General features: G+C 76.2%; 16 protein-coding genes and 1 pseudogene. 13 read left to right on the plus strand and 4 right to left on the minus strand.

Features of this window, described 5'->3' with window-relative positions; genetic code table 11:
• The first annotated feature begins 6 nt into the window (after positions 1-6).
• From ACGF4C_RS05005 to ACGF4C_RS05035, 7 genes are all read left to right on the plus strand, one after another.
• A complete protein-coding gene (locus tag ACGF4C_RS05005) occupies positions 7-798 on the plus strand; it encodes a CoA-transferase subunit beta (protein WP_393563458.1) in 792 nt (263 codons plus the stop codon).
• A complete protein-coding gene (locus ACGF4C_RS05010) occupies positions 795-2024 on the plus strand; it encodes a thiolase family protein (protein WP_393563334.1) in 1230 nt (409 codons plus the stop codon). The genes ACGF4C_RS05005 and ACGF4C_RS05010 overlap by 4 nt, the downstream gene beginning before the upstream one ends.
• A gap of 276 nt (positions 2025-2300) precedes the next feature.
• Positions 2301-3164, plus strand: coding sequence for a protocatechuate 3,4-dioxygenase subunit beta (gene pcaH, locus ACGF4C_RS05015; protein WP_393563336.1), 864 nt, complete (start codon positions 2301-2303; stop codon positions 3162-3164).
• On the plus strand, positions 3164-3877 hold the full coding sequence (pcaG, locus tag ACGF4C_RS05020; RefSeq protein ID WP_393563338.1) for a protocatechuate 3,4-dioxygenase subunit alpha: 714 nt from the start codon (positions 3164-3166) through the stop codon (positions 3875-3877). Before pcaH ends, pcaG begins: the two co-directional genes overlap by 1 nt.
• 97 nt (positions 3878-3974) lie before the next feature.
• Positions 3975-5402, plus strand: a complete 1428-nt coding sequence (pcaB, locus tag ACGF4C_RS05025; protein WP_393563460.1) for a 3-carboxy-cis,cis-muconate cycloisomerase — start codon at positions 3975-3977, stop codon at positions 5400-5402.
• On the plus strand, positions 5399-6229 hold the full coding sequence (gene pcaD / locus ACGF4C_RS05030) for a 3-oxoadipate enol-lactonase (RefSeq protein WP_393563340.1): 831 nt from the start codon (positions 5399-5401) through the stop codon (positions 6227-6229). The genes pcaB and pcaD overlap by 4 nt, the downstream gene beginning before the upstream one ends.
• Positions 6226-7464 carry a 4-hydroxybenzoate 3-monooxygenase gene (locus ACGF4C_RS05035; RefSeq protein WP_393563341.1) on the plus strand — a complete coding sequence of 413 codons (1239 nt, stop codon included), beginning with the start codon at positions 6226-6228 and terminating at the stop codon, positions 7462-7464. The genes pcaD and ACGF4C_RS05035 overlap by 4 nt, the downstream gene beginning before the upstream one ends.
• Here ACGF4C_RS05035 and ACGF4C_RS05040 read toward each other — a convergent pair.
• Positions 7413-8450, minus strand: coding sequence for a PP2C family protein-serine/threonine phosphatase (locus ACGF4C_RS05040; RefSeq protein ID WP_393563462.1), 1038 nt, complete (start codon positions 8448-8450; stop codon positions 7413-7415). The genes ACGF4C_RS05035 and ACGF4C_RS05040 overlap by 52 nt on opposite strands.
• 346 nt (positions 8451-8796) lie before the next feature.
• Here ACGF4C_RS05040 and ACGF4C_RS05045 point away from each other — a divergent pair.
• From ACGF4C_RS05045 to ACGF4C_RS05060, 4 genes and pseudogenes are all read left to right on the plus strand, one after another.
• Positions 8797-9849 (plus strand): annotated as a pseudogene (locus tag ACGF4C_RS05045) (NAD-dependent epimerase/dehydratase family protein); the annotation flags it as partial.
• Entirely contained in the window at positions 9835-10578 is a 744-nt protein-coding gene (locus ACGF4C_RS05050) for a glycosyltransferase family 2 protein (protein WP_393563463.1), read from the plus strand. The pseudogene ACGF4C_RS05045 and the gene ACGF4C_RS05050, both read left to right, overlap by 15 nt.
• Positions 10575-11246 carry a DUF2064 domain-containing protein gene (locus tag ACGF4C_RS05055; protein WP_393563342.1) on the plus strand — a complete coding sequence of 224 codons (672 nt, stop codon included), beginning with the start codon at positions 10575-10577 and terminating at the stop codon, positions 11244-11246. Before ACGF4C_RS05050 ends, ACGF4C_RS05055 begins: the two co-directional genes overlap by 4 nt.
• A complete protein-coding gene (locus ACGF4C_RS05060; RefSeq protein ID WP_393563344.1) occupies positions 11243-11971 on the plus strand; it encodes a class I SAM-dependent methyltransferase in 729 nt (242 codons plus the stop codon). Before ACGF4C_RS05055 ends, ACGF4C_RS05060 begins: the two co-directional genes overlap by 4 nt.
• Here the strand turns inward: ACGF4C_RS05060 and ACGF4C_RS05065 are convergent.
• Positions 11899-12453 (minus strand): hypothetical protein, encoded by a 555-nt coding sequence (locus ACGF4C_RS05065; protein ID WP_393563464.1) that lies wholly within the window; start codon positions 12451-12453, stop codon positions 11899-11901. The two genes, ACGF4C_RS05060 and ACGF4C_RS05065, sit on opposite strands and share 73 nt — an antisense overlap.
• Positions 12454-12473: 20 nt before the next feature.
• Positions 12474-13724 carry a molybdopterin-dependent oxidoreductase gene (locus tag ACGF4C_RS05070; protein WP_393563346.1) on the minus strand — a complete coding sequence of 417 codons (1251 nt, stop codon included), beginning with the start codon at positions 13722-13724 and terminating at the stop codon, positions 12474-12476.
• A gap of 114 nt (positions 13725-13838) precedes the next feature.
• On the opposite strand from ACGF4C_RS05070, the gene ACGF4C_RS05075 reads away from it, so the two are divergent.
• Complete coding sequence (locus ACGF4C_RS05075) at positions 13839-15314, plus strand: hypothetical protein (RefSeq protein ID WP_393563347.1); 1476 nt, start codon at positions 13839-13841, stop codon at positions 15312-15314.
• 213 nt (positions 15315-15527) lie between these two features.
• On the opposite strand, the gene ACGF4C_RS05080 is transcribed toward ACGF4C_RS05075, so the two are convergent.
• On the minus strand, positions 15528-15779 hold the full coding sequence (locus ACGF4C_RS05080; protein WP_030413200.1) for a hypothetical protein: 252 nt from the start codon (positions 15777-15779) through the stop codon (positions 15528-15530).
• 222 nt (positions 15780-16001) lie between these two features.
• On the opposite strand from ACGF4C_RS05080, the gene ACGF4C_RS05085 reads away from it, so the two are divergent.
• Entirely contained in the window at positions 16002-16625 is a 624-nt protein-coding gene (locus ACGF4C_RS05085; protein WP_393563349.1) for a MarR family winged helix-turn-helix transcriptional regulator, read from the plus strand.
• Positions 16626-16903 lie beyond the last annotated feature (278 nt).

The raw sequence follows: 16903 nt of genomic DNA on the forward strand, positions 1-16903 counted from the left end.
GAGCTCATGGAGGTCAACGCGGCCCGGGCGCTGGCCGGTGCGCGGACCTGTTTCGTCGGGATCGGGCTGCCCAGTACGGCCGCCAACCTCGCCCGCCGCACGGTCAATCCGGACCTGGTGCTGATCTACGAGTCCGGCACCCTCGGCTCCAAACCGACCCGGTTGCCGCTGTCCATCGGGGACGGCGAACTGGCGGACAGCGCCGACGCGGTGGTGTCCGTGCCCGAGATGTTCAACTACTGGCTGCAGGGCGGCCGGATCGACGTCGGCTTCCTCGGCGCCGCGCAGGTCGACCGGTTCGCCAACATCAACACCACCGTCGTCGACCGCGGCCCCGGCAAACCGGAGGGCCGGCTGCCGGGTGCCGGCGGTGCGCCCGAGATCGCCGCCAACTGCGGGCAGGTGCTGATGGTCCTGCGGCACAGCCGCCGCAACTTCGTCGGCTCGCTGGACTTCGTGACCACCCTCGGCCACGGCAGCGGCCCCCGGGACCGGGCCGCGCTCGGCCTGCCCGGCGCCGGCCCGACCGCCGTCATCACCGACCTCGGCGTCCTCCGCCCCGACCCCGGCACCGCCGAGCTGGTCCTGACCGACCTGCACCCGGGAGTGACGGTCGAGCAGGTACGGGCCGCCACCGGCTGGGACCTCAAGGAGGCGGCCCGGATCGGTGTCACCGACCCGCCCACCGCCGCCGAACTCGCCGCCCTGCGCGCCCTGAAGGCCGCCACCCCCCAGGGCACCCCCGCATCCGGTACGCCCGAGGCGGCCGGCGCACGGAAGGACACCGCCACCCGATGATCACCGACCGGCCCCGGGACGTGTACGTCGTCGACGCCGTCCGTACCCCCTTCGGCAAATACGGCGGCGCGCTGTCCGGCGCCCGCCCCGACGACCTCGCCGCACATGTCCTCAAGGCCCTGGTGGACCGCGCGCCCGGACTGGATCCGGCCACGATCGACGACGTCTGGTTCGGCAACGCCAACGGCGCGGGCGAGGAGAACCGCGATGTGGCCCGGATGGCGGTGCTGCTCGCCGGGCTGCCGGTGTCCGTACCCGGCGTCACCGTCAACCGCCTCTGCGGCTCCGGTATGGAGGCCGTCATCCAGGCGGCCCGGGCCGTCGCGCTGGGCGACGCCTCGGTGGCCGTCGCCGGCGGTGTGGAGTCGATGAGCCGGGCGCCCTGGGTCCTGCCCAAGCCGGACCGCGCCTTCCCCGCGGGACCGGGGACCCTGCACTCCACCACCCTGGGCTGGCGGCTGACCAACCCCGCGATGCCCGGTGAGTGGACCGTGGCGCTGGGCGAGGGCGCGGAACTGATCGCCGACCGCGACCGGATCAGCCGCGACCGGCAGGACGCCTTCGCGCTGGCCAGCCACGAGAAGGCGGCCCGGGCCCGGAAGGACGGCGCGTTCGCCGCGGAGATCGTGCCGTACGGGGACGTGGCCGAGGACGAGGGCATCCGGGCGGACACCTCGTTGGCGGCGCTGGGCCGGTTGCGGCCGGCCTTCCGTACGGGGGGCGAGGCGGTGCGCGGGGCCACCGGGCCGTCGGCCGGCGCGGGCACCGTCACGGCCGGCAACTCCTCACCGCTCAGCGACGGTGCGGCCGCGCTGCTGCTGATGGACGAGCGGGGGCTGGGCGCCTCCGGCTGCACCCCGCTCGCCCGGATCCGCAGCAGTGCGGTCACCGGTATCGAGCCGCAGTACTTCGGGCTCGGCCCGGTGGAGGCGGCCACCCGGGCCCTGGAGAAGGCCGGCCGCGGTTTCGACGCCCTGCACACCGTCGAGCTCAACGAGGCGTTCGCCGCCCAGGCGCTCGGCTGCCTGGCCCGCTGGCCGGAGCTCGACCCGGCCCTCGTCAATCCGCGCGGCGGTGCAATCGCTCTCGGCCACCCGCTCGGCGCCTCCGGGGCACGGCTGGTCGGCGCGGTGGCCCACCAACTGGCGGCCGCCGGCGCCGGAACGGGCCTCGCGACGCTGTGCATCGGTGTCGGGCAGGGGCTGGCGATGGTGCTCGAAAGGTAGTTACCCGCCGGGGGTCCGGAGCCGCATCCTGCAGGAGCGCCGCGCCACGGGCGGGCCGGCGCCGGCCCGGCCGTGCGCCGGGCCGGCGCGCGACCTCGTCACCGCTCGACGCGCCCACACCGGACCTCCCGCCCGCCCCGGCCCGACCGCCCGCACGGAACCGACCACCGGCCCCCGACCACGGGTACCCCTGGCCACCCGCACCGCACCGCCCCGACCACCCGCACCGCCCCGACCACCCGCACCGCCCCGACCACCCGCACGGAGAGGGCACCCATGACCCTGACCCCGTTCACCCCCGCGACTCCCACCTTCCTGCCCGGCGCCCCGCTTCGCGGTCCGCGGCCGCTCGTCGCGCCCGCGCCGCCCCTGCCCACCCAGGCCACCATCAGCCGCGAGATCGCCGCGCGCTCCGCCGCTGCCGACCGGGAACGGGCCGACGGCATCCCCGCCCCGGCGCACCCGGTGCGGGACTACACCCCGTACCGCAGCAGCACCCCCCGCCACCCCCGGCGGCCGCCGGTCGAGATCGACCACCTGGCCGACCCGGAGGCCGTCGAGCTGACCGGCCCCGCGTTCGGCGTCACGGACGTCACCGACCTGGACGCCGACCTCACCCGGCAGCACCCGGGCGAGCCGCTCGGCGAGCGGATCACCGTCACCGGGCGCATCCTCGACCGCACCGGCCGCCCGGTGCGCGGTCAGCTCGTCGAGATCTGGCAGGCCAACGCCTCCGGCCGGTACGCCCACCAGCGCGACCAGCATCCCGCCCCGCTCGACCCGAACTTCACCGGTGCGGGGCGTTGTCTGACCGACGATCAGGGCCGCTACACCTTCACCACCATCAGGCCCGGCGCCTACCCCTGGCGCAACCACGACAACGCCTGGCGCCCGGCCCACATCCACTTCTCGCTCTTCGGCACGGCCTTCACCCAGCGGCTGATCACCCAGATGTACTTCCCCGGCGACCCGCTCTTCCCCTACGACCCGATCCTCCAGTCGGTCACCGACCCGGCCGCCCGCGCCCGCCTGGTCGCCGCCTACGACCACGAACTCTCCTGCCCCGGGCGGACGTTGGGCTACCGCTGGGACATCGTCCTGGACGGCCCGTCCGCCACCTGGACCGAGGAGGACCACTGATGCCCCGCGCCACCACCGACCCGGCCGCCACCACCGACCCGGCCGTCACCACCGACCCGGCCGTCAGCACCGACCCGGCTGCCACCCCCGACCCGGCCGGCACCCCCGCCGCGCCGCTGCCCCCGACGCCCTCGCAGACCATCGGCCCGTTCTACGGCTACGCCCTCCCGTTCCGCGGCGGTGAGCAGATCGCACCGGCCGGCCGGCCCGGCACGATCACCCTCCACGGCCTCGTGCGGGACGGGGACGGAGCCCCGGTGCCGGACGCCCTGCTGGAGTTCTGGCAGGCGGGGCCGGACGGCAGCCTCACCGGCGCGCCCGGCTCGCTGCGCCGCGACCCGGTCACCGGTGCGGTCCTCGGCCGGCACGGCCTGGACTTCACGGGATTCGGCCGGGTCCCGACCGACGCCGACGGCCGCTACGCCCTGCACACCCTGCCCGCCACCGCCCCGGCCGGCCACCCCGACGCCGCGCCCTACCTCGCCGTCTGCGTCTTCGCCCGCGGGCTGCTGCACCACCTCTTCACCCGCGTCTACTTCCCCGAGCACGCCGAGGCCCACGCCGCCGACCCGCTGCTGTCCCGGCTGCCCGACCACCGGGCCCGCACCCTGCTCGCCCACCCGGACGGCCCGGACCGCTACCGCTTCGACGTCCAGCTGCAGCAGACCGCCGACGGCACCCACGAGGAGACGGTCTTCCTTGCCTTCCGATGACCGCCCCCGCTCCGACGCCCTTCACCACCAGGACCACCGTTCCGCCACCCACCGAGCCGCCGCCGCACCGCACCCCGCTCCCCACGACGACGCCGACCTGGGGCTGCTCGCGCCGTCCCGGGCCGGCTCGGCGGTGGCCGACGCCACCGGGGACGCCGCCTATCTGCGCGCCCTGCTCGACGCCGAGGTCGCGCTGACCCGCGCCCAGGCCTCCGCCGGGCTCGCGCCCGAGGAGGCGGCCGCCGCGGTCACCGCCGCGGCCGCCGAGCCCGGCCGGTACGACCCCGGCACGCTCGCCCGCCGGGCCCGGGCCGCGGGCAACCCCGTCGTCCCGCTCGTCGCCGACCTGACCGCCGCGGTCGCCGCCCGCGCCCCCGAGGCAGCCGGCTACGTGCACCGCGGCGCCACCAGCCAGGACATCCTCGACACCGCCACCATGCTGGTCTGCTCCCGGGCGCTGGAGCCCGTACTGGCGGACCTGGCCCGGACCGCCGAGGCACTGCGCCGGACCGCCGCCGCGCACCGGGACACCCCGATGGCCGGCCGGACCCTCACCCAGCACGCGGTGCCGACCACCTTCGGCCTCAAGGCCGCAGGCTGGCGCAGCCTGGTGCTCGACGCCCACGCCCGGCTCACGGCCGTCCGTACCGCGCTGCCCGTCCAACTGGGCGGCGCGGCCGGCACCCTGGCCGCCTTCCATGCGTACGCCGAGGCCGAGGGCACCCCGGCCGTCCTCCCTGCGTACGCCGGGGCCGAGGCCGACCGCGCACCGGCCACCGCGGGCCAGGACCCCGGCACCCGGCTGCTCGCCGCGTACGCCGCCGCGACCGGGCTCGCCGAACCCGCCCTGCCCTGGCAGACCCTGCGCACCCCGGTCGCCGATCTCGCCGGGGCGCTGGCCTTCACCGCCGGTGCCCTCGGCAAGCTCGCCGCCGATGTCCTGACCCTCTCCCGCACGGAGATCGGCGAGCTGTCGGAGGGCAGCGGCGGCGGCTCGTCCGCCATGCCGCACAAGACCAACCCGGTGCGCGCCACGCTGATCGCGGCCGCCGCCCGCCAGGTCCCCGCGCTCGCCGCGGTGCTGTACGGCGCGCTGGCCGCGGAGGACGAGCGTCCGGCCGGCGCCTGGCACGCCGAATGGCAGCCGCTGCGGGACGCCCTGCGGCTGGTGGGCGGCGCCGCCCGGGACGCCGCCGAACTGACCGCCGGCCTCCGGGTGCATCCGGACCGCATGCGCCAGCACCTCGGCGCCACCGGCGGTCTGGTCGTCACCGAACGCCTGGTCGCGGCCCTCACCGCCCGGACCGGCCGCGCCGAGGCCCGCCGCCTCCTGGACGCCGCGGCCCGCCGCACCGCCGAACAGGGCGTCCCCCTGGCCACGGCACTGCGCGACGCCCCGGGCGAGGAGCAGCTGCCGGAGGACCTCGACCAACTCCTGGACCCCACCGCCTACTTGGGGTCCGCCGGTGCCCTCGTGGACCGGGCGCTGGAACGTACCGTGCACACCCCGCAGGAGCCCGTATGACCCGCCCGCCCGCCGGCCCGCCGCCGCACCACGCCCTCGACGGTCCGGACGGTGCCCCACCGCTCGTCCTGGGCCCCTCCCTCGGCACCGACCTCTCCGTCTGGGAACCTCAACTCGCCGCACTGGCACAGCAGTTCCGCGTCGTGCGCTGGGACCTTCCGGGTCACGGCGGCACCCCCTCCGTCGCCACCACCACCGTCCCGGCCCTCGCCCGCGCGGTCCTCGCGCTCGCCGACGGCCTCGGCATCGACCGTTTCTCGTACGCCGGGATCTCGCTCGGCGGTGCGGTCGGCGCCTGGCTCGCCGCCCACCACCCCGAGCGGATCGCCTCGCTCGTCCTGATCTGCTCCTCCGCCCGGTTCGGCGAACCGGAGGCCTGGCACGAACGGGCCGCCCTGGTACGTAAGTCGGGGCTCGGACCGGTCGCCGACACCGCCGCCGGCCGCTGGTTCACCGCGGACTTCGCCGCCTCCCCGCAGGCCACCGCGCTGCTCGCCACCCTGCGGCAGCGCATCGCCCCGGCCGGCTACGCGGCCTGCTGCGACGCCCTCGCCGGCTACGACCTGCGCGGCGACCTCGCCCGCATCACCGCCCCCACCCTCGTCGTCGCCGGCCGCACCGATCCGGCCACCCCGCCCCCGCACGCCCGCGAACTCGTCGACGGCATCCCCGGCGCCGGCCTCCTCGAACTGCCCGGCGCCGCCCACCTCGCGGGCGTCGAACGCCCCGCCGCCGTCCTGGCCGCCCTCCTCGGCCACCTCGCCGCACCGCCGGACGCCCCCGCGGCGGTCCCCGTCCCGTACCGCTCGGAAGGAACCGCGCCGTGACACCCCCTCCGCCCGTCCGCCGCACCACCGTCGGCATCATCGGCGGCGGCCCCGCCGGACTGCTGCTGGCCCGTCTGCTGCACCGGTCCGGCATCGACTGCGCCGTCCTGGAGAGCCGCGACCGCGGTTACGTGGAGCGTCGGCAGCGCGCCGGCCTCCTCGAACAGGGCACCGTCGACGTGCTGCGCGGCTGCGGAGCCGGGGCCCGGCTGGACCGCGAGGGCCTGGTGCACGACGGCATCGAGCTGCGCTTCGCCGGACGGTCCCACCGCCTCGACCTCCCGGAGCTCACCGACGGCCGCCGGGTGACGGTCTACGCCCAGACGGAGGTCGTCAAGGACCTCATCGCGCTCCAACTCGCCGACGGGGCACCGCTGTTGTTCGGGGCGGAAGCACTCACCGTCGAGGGGGCGGACGGGGACCGCCCCGCCGTCCACTACCGGTACCAGGGCCGTGTGCACACCCTCCACTGCGACTACGTCGTCGGCTGCGACGGCTTCCACGGCGTGGCGCGCCGGGCGATCCCGGAGGGCGAACGCCGCACCTACGAGCGCGGCTACCCGTACTCCTGGCTCGGCGTGCTCGCCGACGTCCCGCCCGCCGCGGACGAGTTGGTCTACGCCCACTCCCCGCGCGGCTTCGCCCTGTTCAGCATGCGCAGCCCGACCGTCAGCCGGCTCTACCTCCAGGTCCCCGACGGAACCGACCCGGCGGACTGGCCCGACGACCGGATCTGGGACGAACTGGAGACCCGCGCGGCCGTCGACCCGGCCACCGGCGCCGCCCCCTGGAAGCTGGCACGCGGGCCGATCACCGCGAAGTCGGTGCTGCCCATGCGCAGTTCCGTCACCGAACCCATGCGCTACGGCCGGGTACTGCTGGCCGGCGACGCGGCGCACATCGTGCCGCCCACCGGGGCCAAGGGCCTCAACCTCGCCGTCGCCGACGTCACCGTCCTCGCCCGCGCCCTGGACCGTCTGCACACCACCGGCTCGACGGAACTGCTGGACGCCTACTCCGCCACCTGCCTGCGCCGGGTCTGGCGCGCCGAGCACTTCTCGGCCTTCATGACGACGACTCTGCACACCGCCCCGGACCAGTCACCGTTCGACACCCGGCTGCAGCTCGCCCAGCTCGACCGGATCGCCACCGCCCCGCACGCCGCGGCCGAACTCGCCGAGAACTACGCCGGGCTGCCGCTCCCCGCGGTACCGGCGGAGTGCTCGTCGCGGTAGCGCACCAGCAGCATCGCGGCGTCGTCGTGCAGCGGGCCCTCCGCATGCTCGACCAGGTCCTCGCGCACCGCGCGCAGCGCGGCCTCCGGGTCGGCTTCCTTGAGCAGCGCGGCCCGGTCGTCGAGCGGATAGAACCGGCCGGCCGCGTCGCGTGCCTCACTGACCCCGTCGGTGTAGAAGAGCAGCTGGTCGCCGGGGCTGAACGGCACCTGGTAGGGCAGCGGGGTGTTGGCGGTGTGCCAGGTAAGGCCGAGCGGAAGGGACCGTTCCGGCGGCGCGGGGAAGCCGACCGTGCCGGCGGGGCGGACGACCAGCGGCGCCGGATGGCCGTAGTTGAGCAGGGTGGCGTGCGGGCCGTCACCGATCTCGGCGAGCACGGCCGTGACGAAGCGTTCGCCGGACAGATGGCGGTTCAGGGCCCGTTCGACCCGCTCGCCGACGGCCGGCAGATCGGGTTCGTCGTACGCCGCCTCGCGGAACGCGCCGAGCACCACCGCCGCGCTCTCCACGGCCTCCAGCCCCTTGCCCTGGACGTCCCCGACGATGATCCGGACACCGGCGGGCGAGGTCACCACCTCGTACAGGTCCCCGCCGATCCGGGCCTCGGCCAGCGCCGACGTGTAGGAGACCGCGATCCGCAGGGGTCCGGCGCTGCGCGGCACCGGGCGCAGCAGCACCCGCTGGGCCACCTCGGCGATCGAGCGGACGCTGGCCAGCTCGGCCTCCCGGCGCTGCCGCATCACCGCGGCCACCACCCCGGCCGCGGTCACCCCGGCCACCGACAGCAGCGCGGTCAGCCCCCGCCGGCTCTCGTACACCCCGTTGTAGACCCCCAGACCGAGGCAGAGGACGAAGGCGGTCAGCCCGGCCAGCGCGGTCCGCCGCCAGCCGCCGACCAGTCCGGCGAACGCGGGCCCCAGGGACACCAGCGGCAGGAAGCCCACACCGGGCCCCGCGGTCAGGTCGACGGCGGTGACCACGGCCATGACCGTGTAGGGGAGCACGGACAGCACACGGGAGCCGGTGCGGCGCTCCCCGTTCTCCACGGCCAAGGCGGTCTCCGACGGTGTGGTGTGAGGTGATCGGGTGGAGGGGCCCCGGCCGTCGGACTGTCCGAAAACGGCCCCCAGACCCCCGACCTGAGCATATGCAACATATGCCGTATCGAAATACCTCGCCGACGCCCGTTACCGAATCGCAGTGGCGGGAACATCCGCCGGTCACGAACGCCCGGGGGAACACCGCCGGTCACGAACGCCCGGATCTTACGGACCCGTGACACGGTGGCCGTGGCGCGGGGCTTCCGGGCCGGCCGCGCTTAGCGTGACCGGCATGCGCGTACTGGTCACCGGCGGCGCCGGATTCATCGGATCACACGTCGTCGACGCCCTACTGGCCGGCGGCCACGAGCCCGTCGTACTCGACGCCCTGCTGCCCACGGCACACCGCGAACCCCCGCCGGCGCGGCCCGGCACCCGGCGGATCGTCGCCGACCTGCGGGACCGGCCGGCCGTCGAGGCCGCCCTGCGCGGTATCGACGCGGTCTGCCACCAGGCCGCCATGGTCGGTCTGGGCAAGGACTTCGCCGACGCCCCCGACTACGTCGGCTGCAACGACCTGGGGACCGCCGTCCTGCTGTCGGCGATGGCCACGGCCGGGGTCCGGCACCTGGTGCTCGCCGGCTCCATGGTGGTCTACGGGGAGGGCCGCTACACCTGCCCCGCACACGGCGTGGTGCGCCCCGGCCCGCGCGCGGTGGCGGACCTGGACGCCGGCCGGTTCGAACCCCGCTGCCCGCACTGCCGCTCCGAGCTGCGGCCGGGCCTGGTCGACGAGGCCGCGCCCACCGATCCCCGCAATGTCTACGCGGCCACCAAGCTCGCCCAGGAACACCTCGCCGCCTCCTGGGCCCGGGCGACCGGCGGCCGGGCCGTCGCACTGCGCTACCACAACGTCTACGGCCCCGGCATGCCGCGGGACACCCCCTACGCCGGGGTGGCCTCGTTCTTCCGCTCCGCCCTCGCCCGCGGCGAACCCCCGACCGTGTACGAGGACGGCGGCCAGCGGCGGGACTTCGTGCACGTCCGGGACGTCGCGGCGGCCAACGTACTGGCCCTGACCGCCCTGCCGGACCGGGCGGCCGCCACCCTGACCGCGTACAACACCGGCAGCGGCGTCCCGCACACCGTGGGCGAGATGGCGCAGGAGCTGGCCGCCGCGTACGGCGGGCCGGCGCCGGTGGTGACGGGGGAGTACCGGCTCGGCGACGTGCGCCACATCACCGCCTCGTCGCGGCGGATCGCCGAGGACCTCGGCTGGCGGGCGGCGATTCGATTCGAGGAGGGCATGGCCGAGTTCGCCCGGGAGGAGATGCGGACCGCCGCACCCGCCAGCACCGCACCGCCCTTCCCCGCCGCCCCCCGGCCCGCCCCGGTGGACGTCGTCCTGCCCTGCCTGGACGAGGCCGCCGCGCTCCCGTGGGTGCTGGCGCGCATCCCGGCCGGCTGGCGCGCCATCGTGGTGGACAACGGCTCCACCGACGGCTCCGCCGAGATCGCCCGCGAGCTGGGCGCCACCGTCGTCCGCGAACCGCGCCGCGGCTTCGGCGCCGCCTGCCACGCCGGACTCCTGGCCGCCGACGCGGACATCGTCTGCTTCTGCGACTGCGACGCCTCCCTGGACCCGTCGCTGCTCGTCCCGTTCGTCCGTGCCGTCCGCGACGGCGACCGCGATCTGGTGCTGGGCCGCCGGCGCCCCCAGGGCCGCGGCGCCTGGCCGCCGCACGCCCGGGCCGGCAACCTCGCCCTGGCCCACCTGCTGCGCCGCCGCACCGGACTGCGGCTGCACGACCTCGGCCCGCTGCGCGCCGCCCGGCGCACCGAACTCCTCGGCCTCGGTCTCACCGACCGCCGCAGCGGCTACCCCCTGCAAATGGTCGTACGGGCCGCCGACGCCGGCTGGCGGATCGAGGAGCGCCCGGTGCCCTACCGGCCGCGCACCGGCCGTTCGAAGGTCACCGGCACCTGGCGCGGCACCTGGCAGGCGGTCCGCGACATGCGGGCCGTCCTCCACCAGCCCCCACAGCCCACCCCGGCGCAGGAGGCGGCCAGATGACCCGCCCCGCGCACCGTACGCCGCCCCCGCACGGGCCGACCGCCGTCCTGGTCATCGCCAAGGAACCGGTGCCCGGCCGGGTCAAGACCCGGCTGACCCCGCCCTACACCCCCGCCGAGGCCGCCCAGTTGGCCGCCGCGGCCCTGCACGACACCCTCCTCGCGGTCCGCGCGATGCCCGCCCGGCGGCGGACCGTGGTGCTCGACGGACGGCCCGGGGACTGGCTGCCGGACGGCTTCGAGGTCCGCCCACAGTGCGCCGGCGGCCTCGACGAACGGCTCGCCGCGGCCTTCGCCGCCAGCTCCGGCCCCACCCTGCTCCTCGGCATGGACACCCCACAGGTGACCACCGAACTCCTCGCGCCGGCACTGGAGTTGACCGCCTGGGAGCACCGTGACGCCTGGTTCGGCCCGGCCGAGGACGGCGGGTTCTGGGCGCTCGGCCTCGCCGACCCCGACCCCCGGTTGCTGCGCGGCGTCCCGATGTCCACCGCGGGCACCGGCGCCGCCCAGCGCGCCCGCCTGACCGCGGCCGGACTCCGGATCGGCGACCTGCCGGTGCTCCGCGACGTCGACACCGCCGCCGACGCCCACCGGGTCGCCGCCCAGGCCCCCACCGGCCGCTTCGCCACCACCCTCGCCCGGCTGACAGCGGTGCGGGGCCGATGAGCACCACCGTTCCTGTCGCCCCGCCGCACCCGTCGTCCTGGGGGGCGGACGCCTACGCCGAGGCGCTGCGCAACGGCCGCGGACCGCTCTATCTGCGCCGTACCGACGGCTGGTTGCTGCCGCTGGACGTCGAGCGCTGGTGCGCCGCGGCGGACGAGGCCGACCTCGCGGCGCTGGGCCACTGCGAGGGCACCGTCCTGGACATCGGCTGCGGCCCCGGACGGCTGGTCGCCGCGCTCACCGCACAGGGCAGGCGGGTGCTCGGCATCGACGTCAGCCCGGCCGCGGTCGCCCGCACCGCCGCGGCCGGGGGTGCCGCACTGCGCCGATCGGTCTTCGAGTCCCTGCCGGGCGAGGGGAGTTGGGGTACCGCGCTGCTCCTCGACGGCAACATCGGCATCGGCGGCGACCCCCGCGCCCTGCTCGCCCGCACCGCCGCCCTGGTCCACCCGGCCGGGCTGCTCATCGTGGAGACCGTCCCCGCGGACGTCGACGAACGGGCCCGGGTCAGCGTCGCCGGCGACCCGTACGCGGGCCACCACACCGCCGACCCGTTCCCCTGGGCCCGGGTCGGCACGCCCGCGCTGCTGCGGTACGCCGACGCCGCGGGCTGGACACCCGTCGAGCGGTGGACCGCCACCGGCCGGCGGAGTCAGTCACCGTCCGCCGCACGCTGCTTCGTCGCCCTGCGGCGCCGCAGCCTGCCCACCGCCCGCCGGGGCTGAACCGTACGGCACAGCAACCACAGGGCGGAGCCCGCGAACAGCACGGCGGTGATCAGCAGCCAGCGGCCCAGGAACACCCCGGCCGGCAGCCCGGTCGCGGCCTCGTAGTGCACCGCCCAACGACCCCCCGCCGCATAGGCGATGAGCGGGAACCACACCAGCAACAGCAGGCCCGACAGCGCGGCGGGCACCCGCACGAAGGCCGTCCAGGGCCGATGGCGAGCGGTCCCCGCAGTGCACCGGACCACCGCACGGTCGGCGGACGCGTACAGCGGCAGCAGCACCAGATCGTGCAGCAGCGCCGCCCCCACGAACCACACCACCACCAGCGGCCACCGCCCGCCGGCCAGCAGCCGCACCCCCGCATAACCGGTGAGCGCGAACGACCCGAGCATCAGCACCAGGTGCAACGGCCCCTCGCCGTACCAGCGGCGCCGGCGCAGTCGCCGCCACCCACGGACCAGCGCGGCCCGCCCCGGCATCCGTACCCGTCGCACGCCGCTCACCCCTCCCCGAACGAAAGCCGCGCCACCCACTTGGTGTTGAGCACGCCCGGCGCCGCCGGCACGATGATCCGCGCCGGGTAGCCGTGGTCCCGCGACAGCTCCGCGCCGCCCACCCGCAGCGCGAGCAACGACCGCGGATCGCGCACCTGGCTGCCGCTCAGCGCGGCCCGGCGGAACGCGCCGTGCAACTGGAGCGACTCCACCAGCACACCCGGCGGCCGGTCGCCGAGGCCCACCAGCGCGGCGAGCTCTCGCAACCGCACCCCGCTCCACCACTGGTCGTCCGTCGACCAGCCCTCCACACAGGCGATCGGCAGCGCCGCCTGGTGCTGTGGCAGCCGCAGCAGGTCGGTGCGGGTCAGCCGCACCCGCCGCCCGCCGCCCTCCACCGTCAGCCGCCAGTCGGCACCGGTGTCCTGCGCCCGGATCCCGACGGCCGCCGCGGACTTGTTGATCTGGAACCCGTTCGGCCCGCCACCCGGATCCGCGCCCCCGTGCGGCGCCAGCAGCGCGGTACGCCGCCACCACCCGCCCACGCTCTGCCCCGCGGTCGTCACCAGCAACAGCAGCGACCCGGCGCCGACCAGCCCCAGCGCGCCCCGCCGGCTCACCGTCGGCCGGTCCGGACGGACCGCCACCAGCCCGGTCTCGTCGTCCTGCGCCGCCGGATCGGTCCGCTCCCGCAGCGCCCGTACGGTCCGCGGCAGCCGCAGCACCACATGGGCCACGAACGCGCCGATGAACACCCACGCGCCGTAGAAGTGCAGCCGGTAGAACGACCCGGGGAAGAGGTACGCCAACTGGACGTTGAGCAGCCCGGTGACGAACTCGAACAGCGCCCCGCCGACCAGCAACAGCAGCGAAAGCCGCTCCAGCGCATCGCCCGACGACCGCGCCGGCGGCATCCGGAACAGCTTCGGGATCACCGACCACAGCTTCGCCAGCAGCACGGGCACGAGGACCACGCCGAGGGTGACGTGCACCCCCTGGGTCAGCCGGTAGAGCCAGCGCGGGCCGGTGGGCCAGCCGAACAGGTAGAACCCCAGCAGGCCTTTTTCGGGCGTCTGGTCGTTGACGCCGCCGGCCAGGTCGGGGTTGTAGGCGGCGTACGACAGCAGCCCGGTGACGAACAGCAGGGTGATCCCGGCCAGCAGGACCACACCGAGCAGCGCGGTCAGCCGCGGGCCGCGCAGCGGACTGCGCCAGAACGACGGGGAGGTGGGCGGAACCGGGCGGGAAGCGGCCATGCGCCGACGGTATGCCGGGAACGGCGTCCCGAGCGGGCCGCAACGCATGACGAAAGTCTGACGTCGGCGGAACGGCGCCACCCCGGCCCGGCCGTGGCGGCCTAGCGTGCCGGTGTGACCCACCGTGAGATCCGGCCGGGCCGGGCGGGCGTCCGGCCGGAGCCCGACGAGCGTGCCGCGCGCCGCGCCGACCTGCTGGCCGCCGCGGCCGGCGCCCTCCTCGTCGCGCTCGCCGCCGTCATCGGCACCGTCATCGAGCACGCCAACGGCAGCCTGCACGTGAACTGGCCGCCGTTGTACGCCTCGTGGTTCCCGCACCTGGGCCCCGGCACCCCCGCCGCGGTCACCGTCGCCGTCCTCGTGATCGCCTACGGACCGCCGCTCGCCGCCCGGCTGCCCTGGCGGGCCCTGCTCCTCACCTGCTGGGCCGCCGCCCTCGCCTGGACGACCGCACTGGCCCTGATCGACGGCTGGCGGACCGGCGTCGCCGGCCGGCTCACCACCGCCTACGAGTACCTGACGGTCATCCACCGCTTCGACGACCTCGGCCCGGCGCTGCGCGGCTTCACCGGGCACATCCTCAACAACGCCCCGGACCACTGGCCCGCCCACGTCGCCGGACACCCGCCGGCCGCGATCCTCACCTTCGTCGGGCTGGACCGCCTCGGCCTGGCCGGCGGCGCCTGGGCCGGCGTCTGGTGCCTGGTCACCGGCGCCTCCACCGCGGCCGCGGTCCTCATCGCCCTGCGCGCGCTCACCGACGAGCCCACCGCACGCCGGGCCGCGCCGTACCTCGTCCTGGCCCCGGCCGCCGTATGGGTGGGCACCTCCGCCGACGGCTACTTCGCCGCGGTCGCCGCCTGGTCGCTCGCCCTGCTCGCGCTCGCCGCCACCGGGCGCACCCTCCCCGGGCCACCGCGGGGTGGGGCCGCTCACGGAGGAAGCCGGGGGAGTGCCCCCCTCCGCGCGGCCGCCGCCCTCGGCTCCGGGCTCCTCCTCGGCCTGACCTGTTACCTGTCCTACGGACTCACCCTCATCGTCCTGATCGCCGCCGCGGTCCTGCTGCTCGCCCGGAGCGCCCGCCCGCTGCCGCTCGTGGCGGTCGGGGCGGCGGCAGTCGCGGTGGCCTTCACGCTCGCCGGCTTCGACTGGTGGGAGGGGTACCGGCTGCTGGTCCAGCGCTACTACCAGGGCGCCGCGGCGGTCCGACCGTACGCGTACTGGGTGTGGGGCAACCTGGCCTGCGCCGTGCTGATCACCGGTCTCGCCACGTGCGCCGCGCTGCGGCACACCCTCGCGGGCGCCCCGGCCGCCGTGCGGCGCCTCCGCCCACGCACCGCCACGCGCACCGGCCCGCCGCCCACGCCCGCCGACCGCCTGACCGTGCTCGTGCTGGCCGCGCTGCTCGCCCTCCTGGTGGCCGACCTCTCCGGCATGAGCAAGGCGGAGACCGAGCGCATCTGGCTCCCCTTCGCGCCCTGGCTGCTGGCTGCCTGCGCCCTGCTGCCCCCGCCCCACCGGCGCCACTGGCTGACCGCCCAGGCCGTGCTCCCGCTGCTGGTCAACCACCTGCTGTACACCGGGTGGTGACGGCTGCTGTACGCCGGTTACGTGACGGCTCCCGTACGGCGGTTACGTGAAGGCGCGGGCAGGCGCGCCCCGAAGGACCCGGCCGCGCCGAAGGAACCGGCCGCGCCGAAGGAACCGGCCGCCGTCGCGCCGATAGGCCGGGTCCGCCGTCAGGCCCGATAGGCCGGGTCCGCCGTCAGGCCAGCCCTCACGCCAGACATGCCGAGGCCGCCGTCAGGCCAGATACGTCCGGGTCGAGTTCACCCGGCCGGGGCGCAGGATGCGGATCGGGCCGAGGTTGCAGGAGGGGCAGTCATTGCGGGTCAGCGGGGACGGAACCCGGATGCCGCGCGCGAAATAGTCGGCCCGTCGGTGGCCCGCCAGATCCGTGGTGTGCCGGATCTCGTACTCCTCCTCCCAGCCGTGCCCGCAGTGCAGACAGACGAACGCGTACGCCTCGTGAACCGTCTCGGTGTCCCGTTCCATGATCACCACGCCCTCTCCCCGGCCCCGCCGCACGGGCGGCGCTGCCGGATGCATGCCGGATGCATGCCGGACCCGGCCATGCCGTACCTCCCATTATTGCGCCGTGCAAAGAGGAGCGCGGGGCCGGATTTCCGGGCCGCCCCGGCCCGCGTGACGAGCTCGTTCGCGCCCGTCGGCACCGCCCGCGACCAGGCACGATGCCGGGACAGGTATAAAGGCGCCATGGGGAACGAGGAAGATCGCGCACGCCGGCCGGGCCGGCCGGCCGCGCCCGGGCACGCGCTCGCGCAGCACGGCGGCGAGTACCTCGACCGGGACGTCGACCGCGCCGTCGCCCAGAACGTCGACACGGACGTCGACACGGACCTCGACCAGGACGTCGAGGAGGTCATCGCCGCGGTGCTGACCGCATCCCGGCTGCTGGTCGCGATCTCGGCCCGGGCGCTGGCCCGGATCGAGCCCTCGCTCACCCTGCCCCAGCTGCGCACCCTGGTCGTGCTCGACAGCCAGGGCCCGGTCAAGCTCGCCGCCCTGGCCGCCGCGCTGGGGGTCAATCCGTCCACCGCGATGCGGATGGTCGACCGGCTCGCGGCGGCCGGCAGCGTCACCCGCAAGGCCAACCCCGGTAACCGCCGGGAGGTCGTACTGGAACTGACCGCCGAGGGCCGGGAACTCGTCGCGCAGGTACTCGCCGACCGGCACGCCGAGATCGCCGCGATCGTGGCCCGGCTGCCGGCCGGACAGCGCGCCGGCCTGGTCCACTCGCTGCACGCCCTCGCCGCCGCCGCGGACGCCCCACCGGTGCCGCCCCGCCCCGCCCCACCACCGGAACCGGCGGCTCCCTAGCGGTCCGCCGACCGGGGGCCGCGGACTGCGAGCCCCGTGCCCTCGAAGTGCCTGGCGCCGACTGCCTGCCGCCTGCCGCGGGCCGTCGACTGCCGGCCGCCTGCCGCCGACCATCGGTCGTCGACCGCCTGTCGTCGACTTCCTGCCCCTGTCGTCGACTTCCTGCCCCTGCCGTCTGCCGCGGGCTGCCTGCCGTCTGCCGCGGGCCCCGACTGCCTGCCGCCGACCACCGGCCGCCTGTTGCCGACCGTCGGCCGCTCCCTAGCGGGCCGGGGGCC

The organism is Streptomyces sp. NPDC048197 (genome assembly GCF_043202395.1).
GTDB lineage: Bacteria > Actinomycetota > Actinomycetes > Streptomycetales > Streptomycetaceae > Streptomyces > Streptomyces siderophoricus.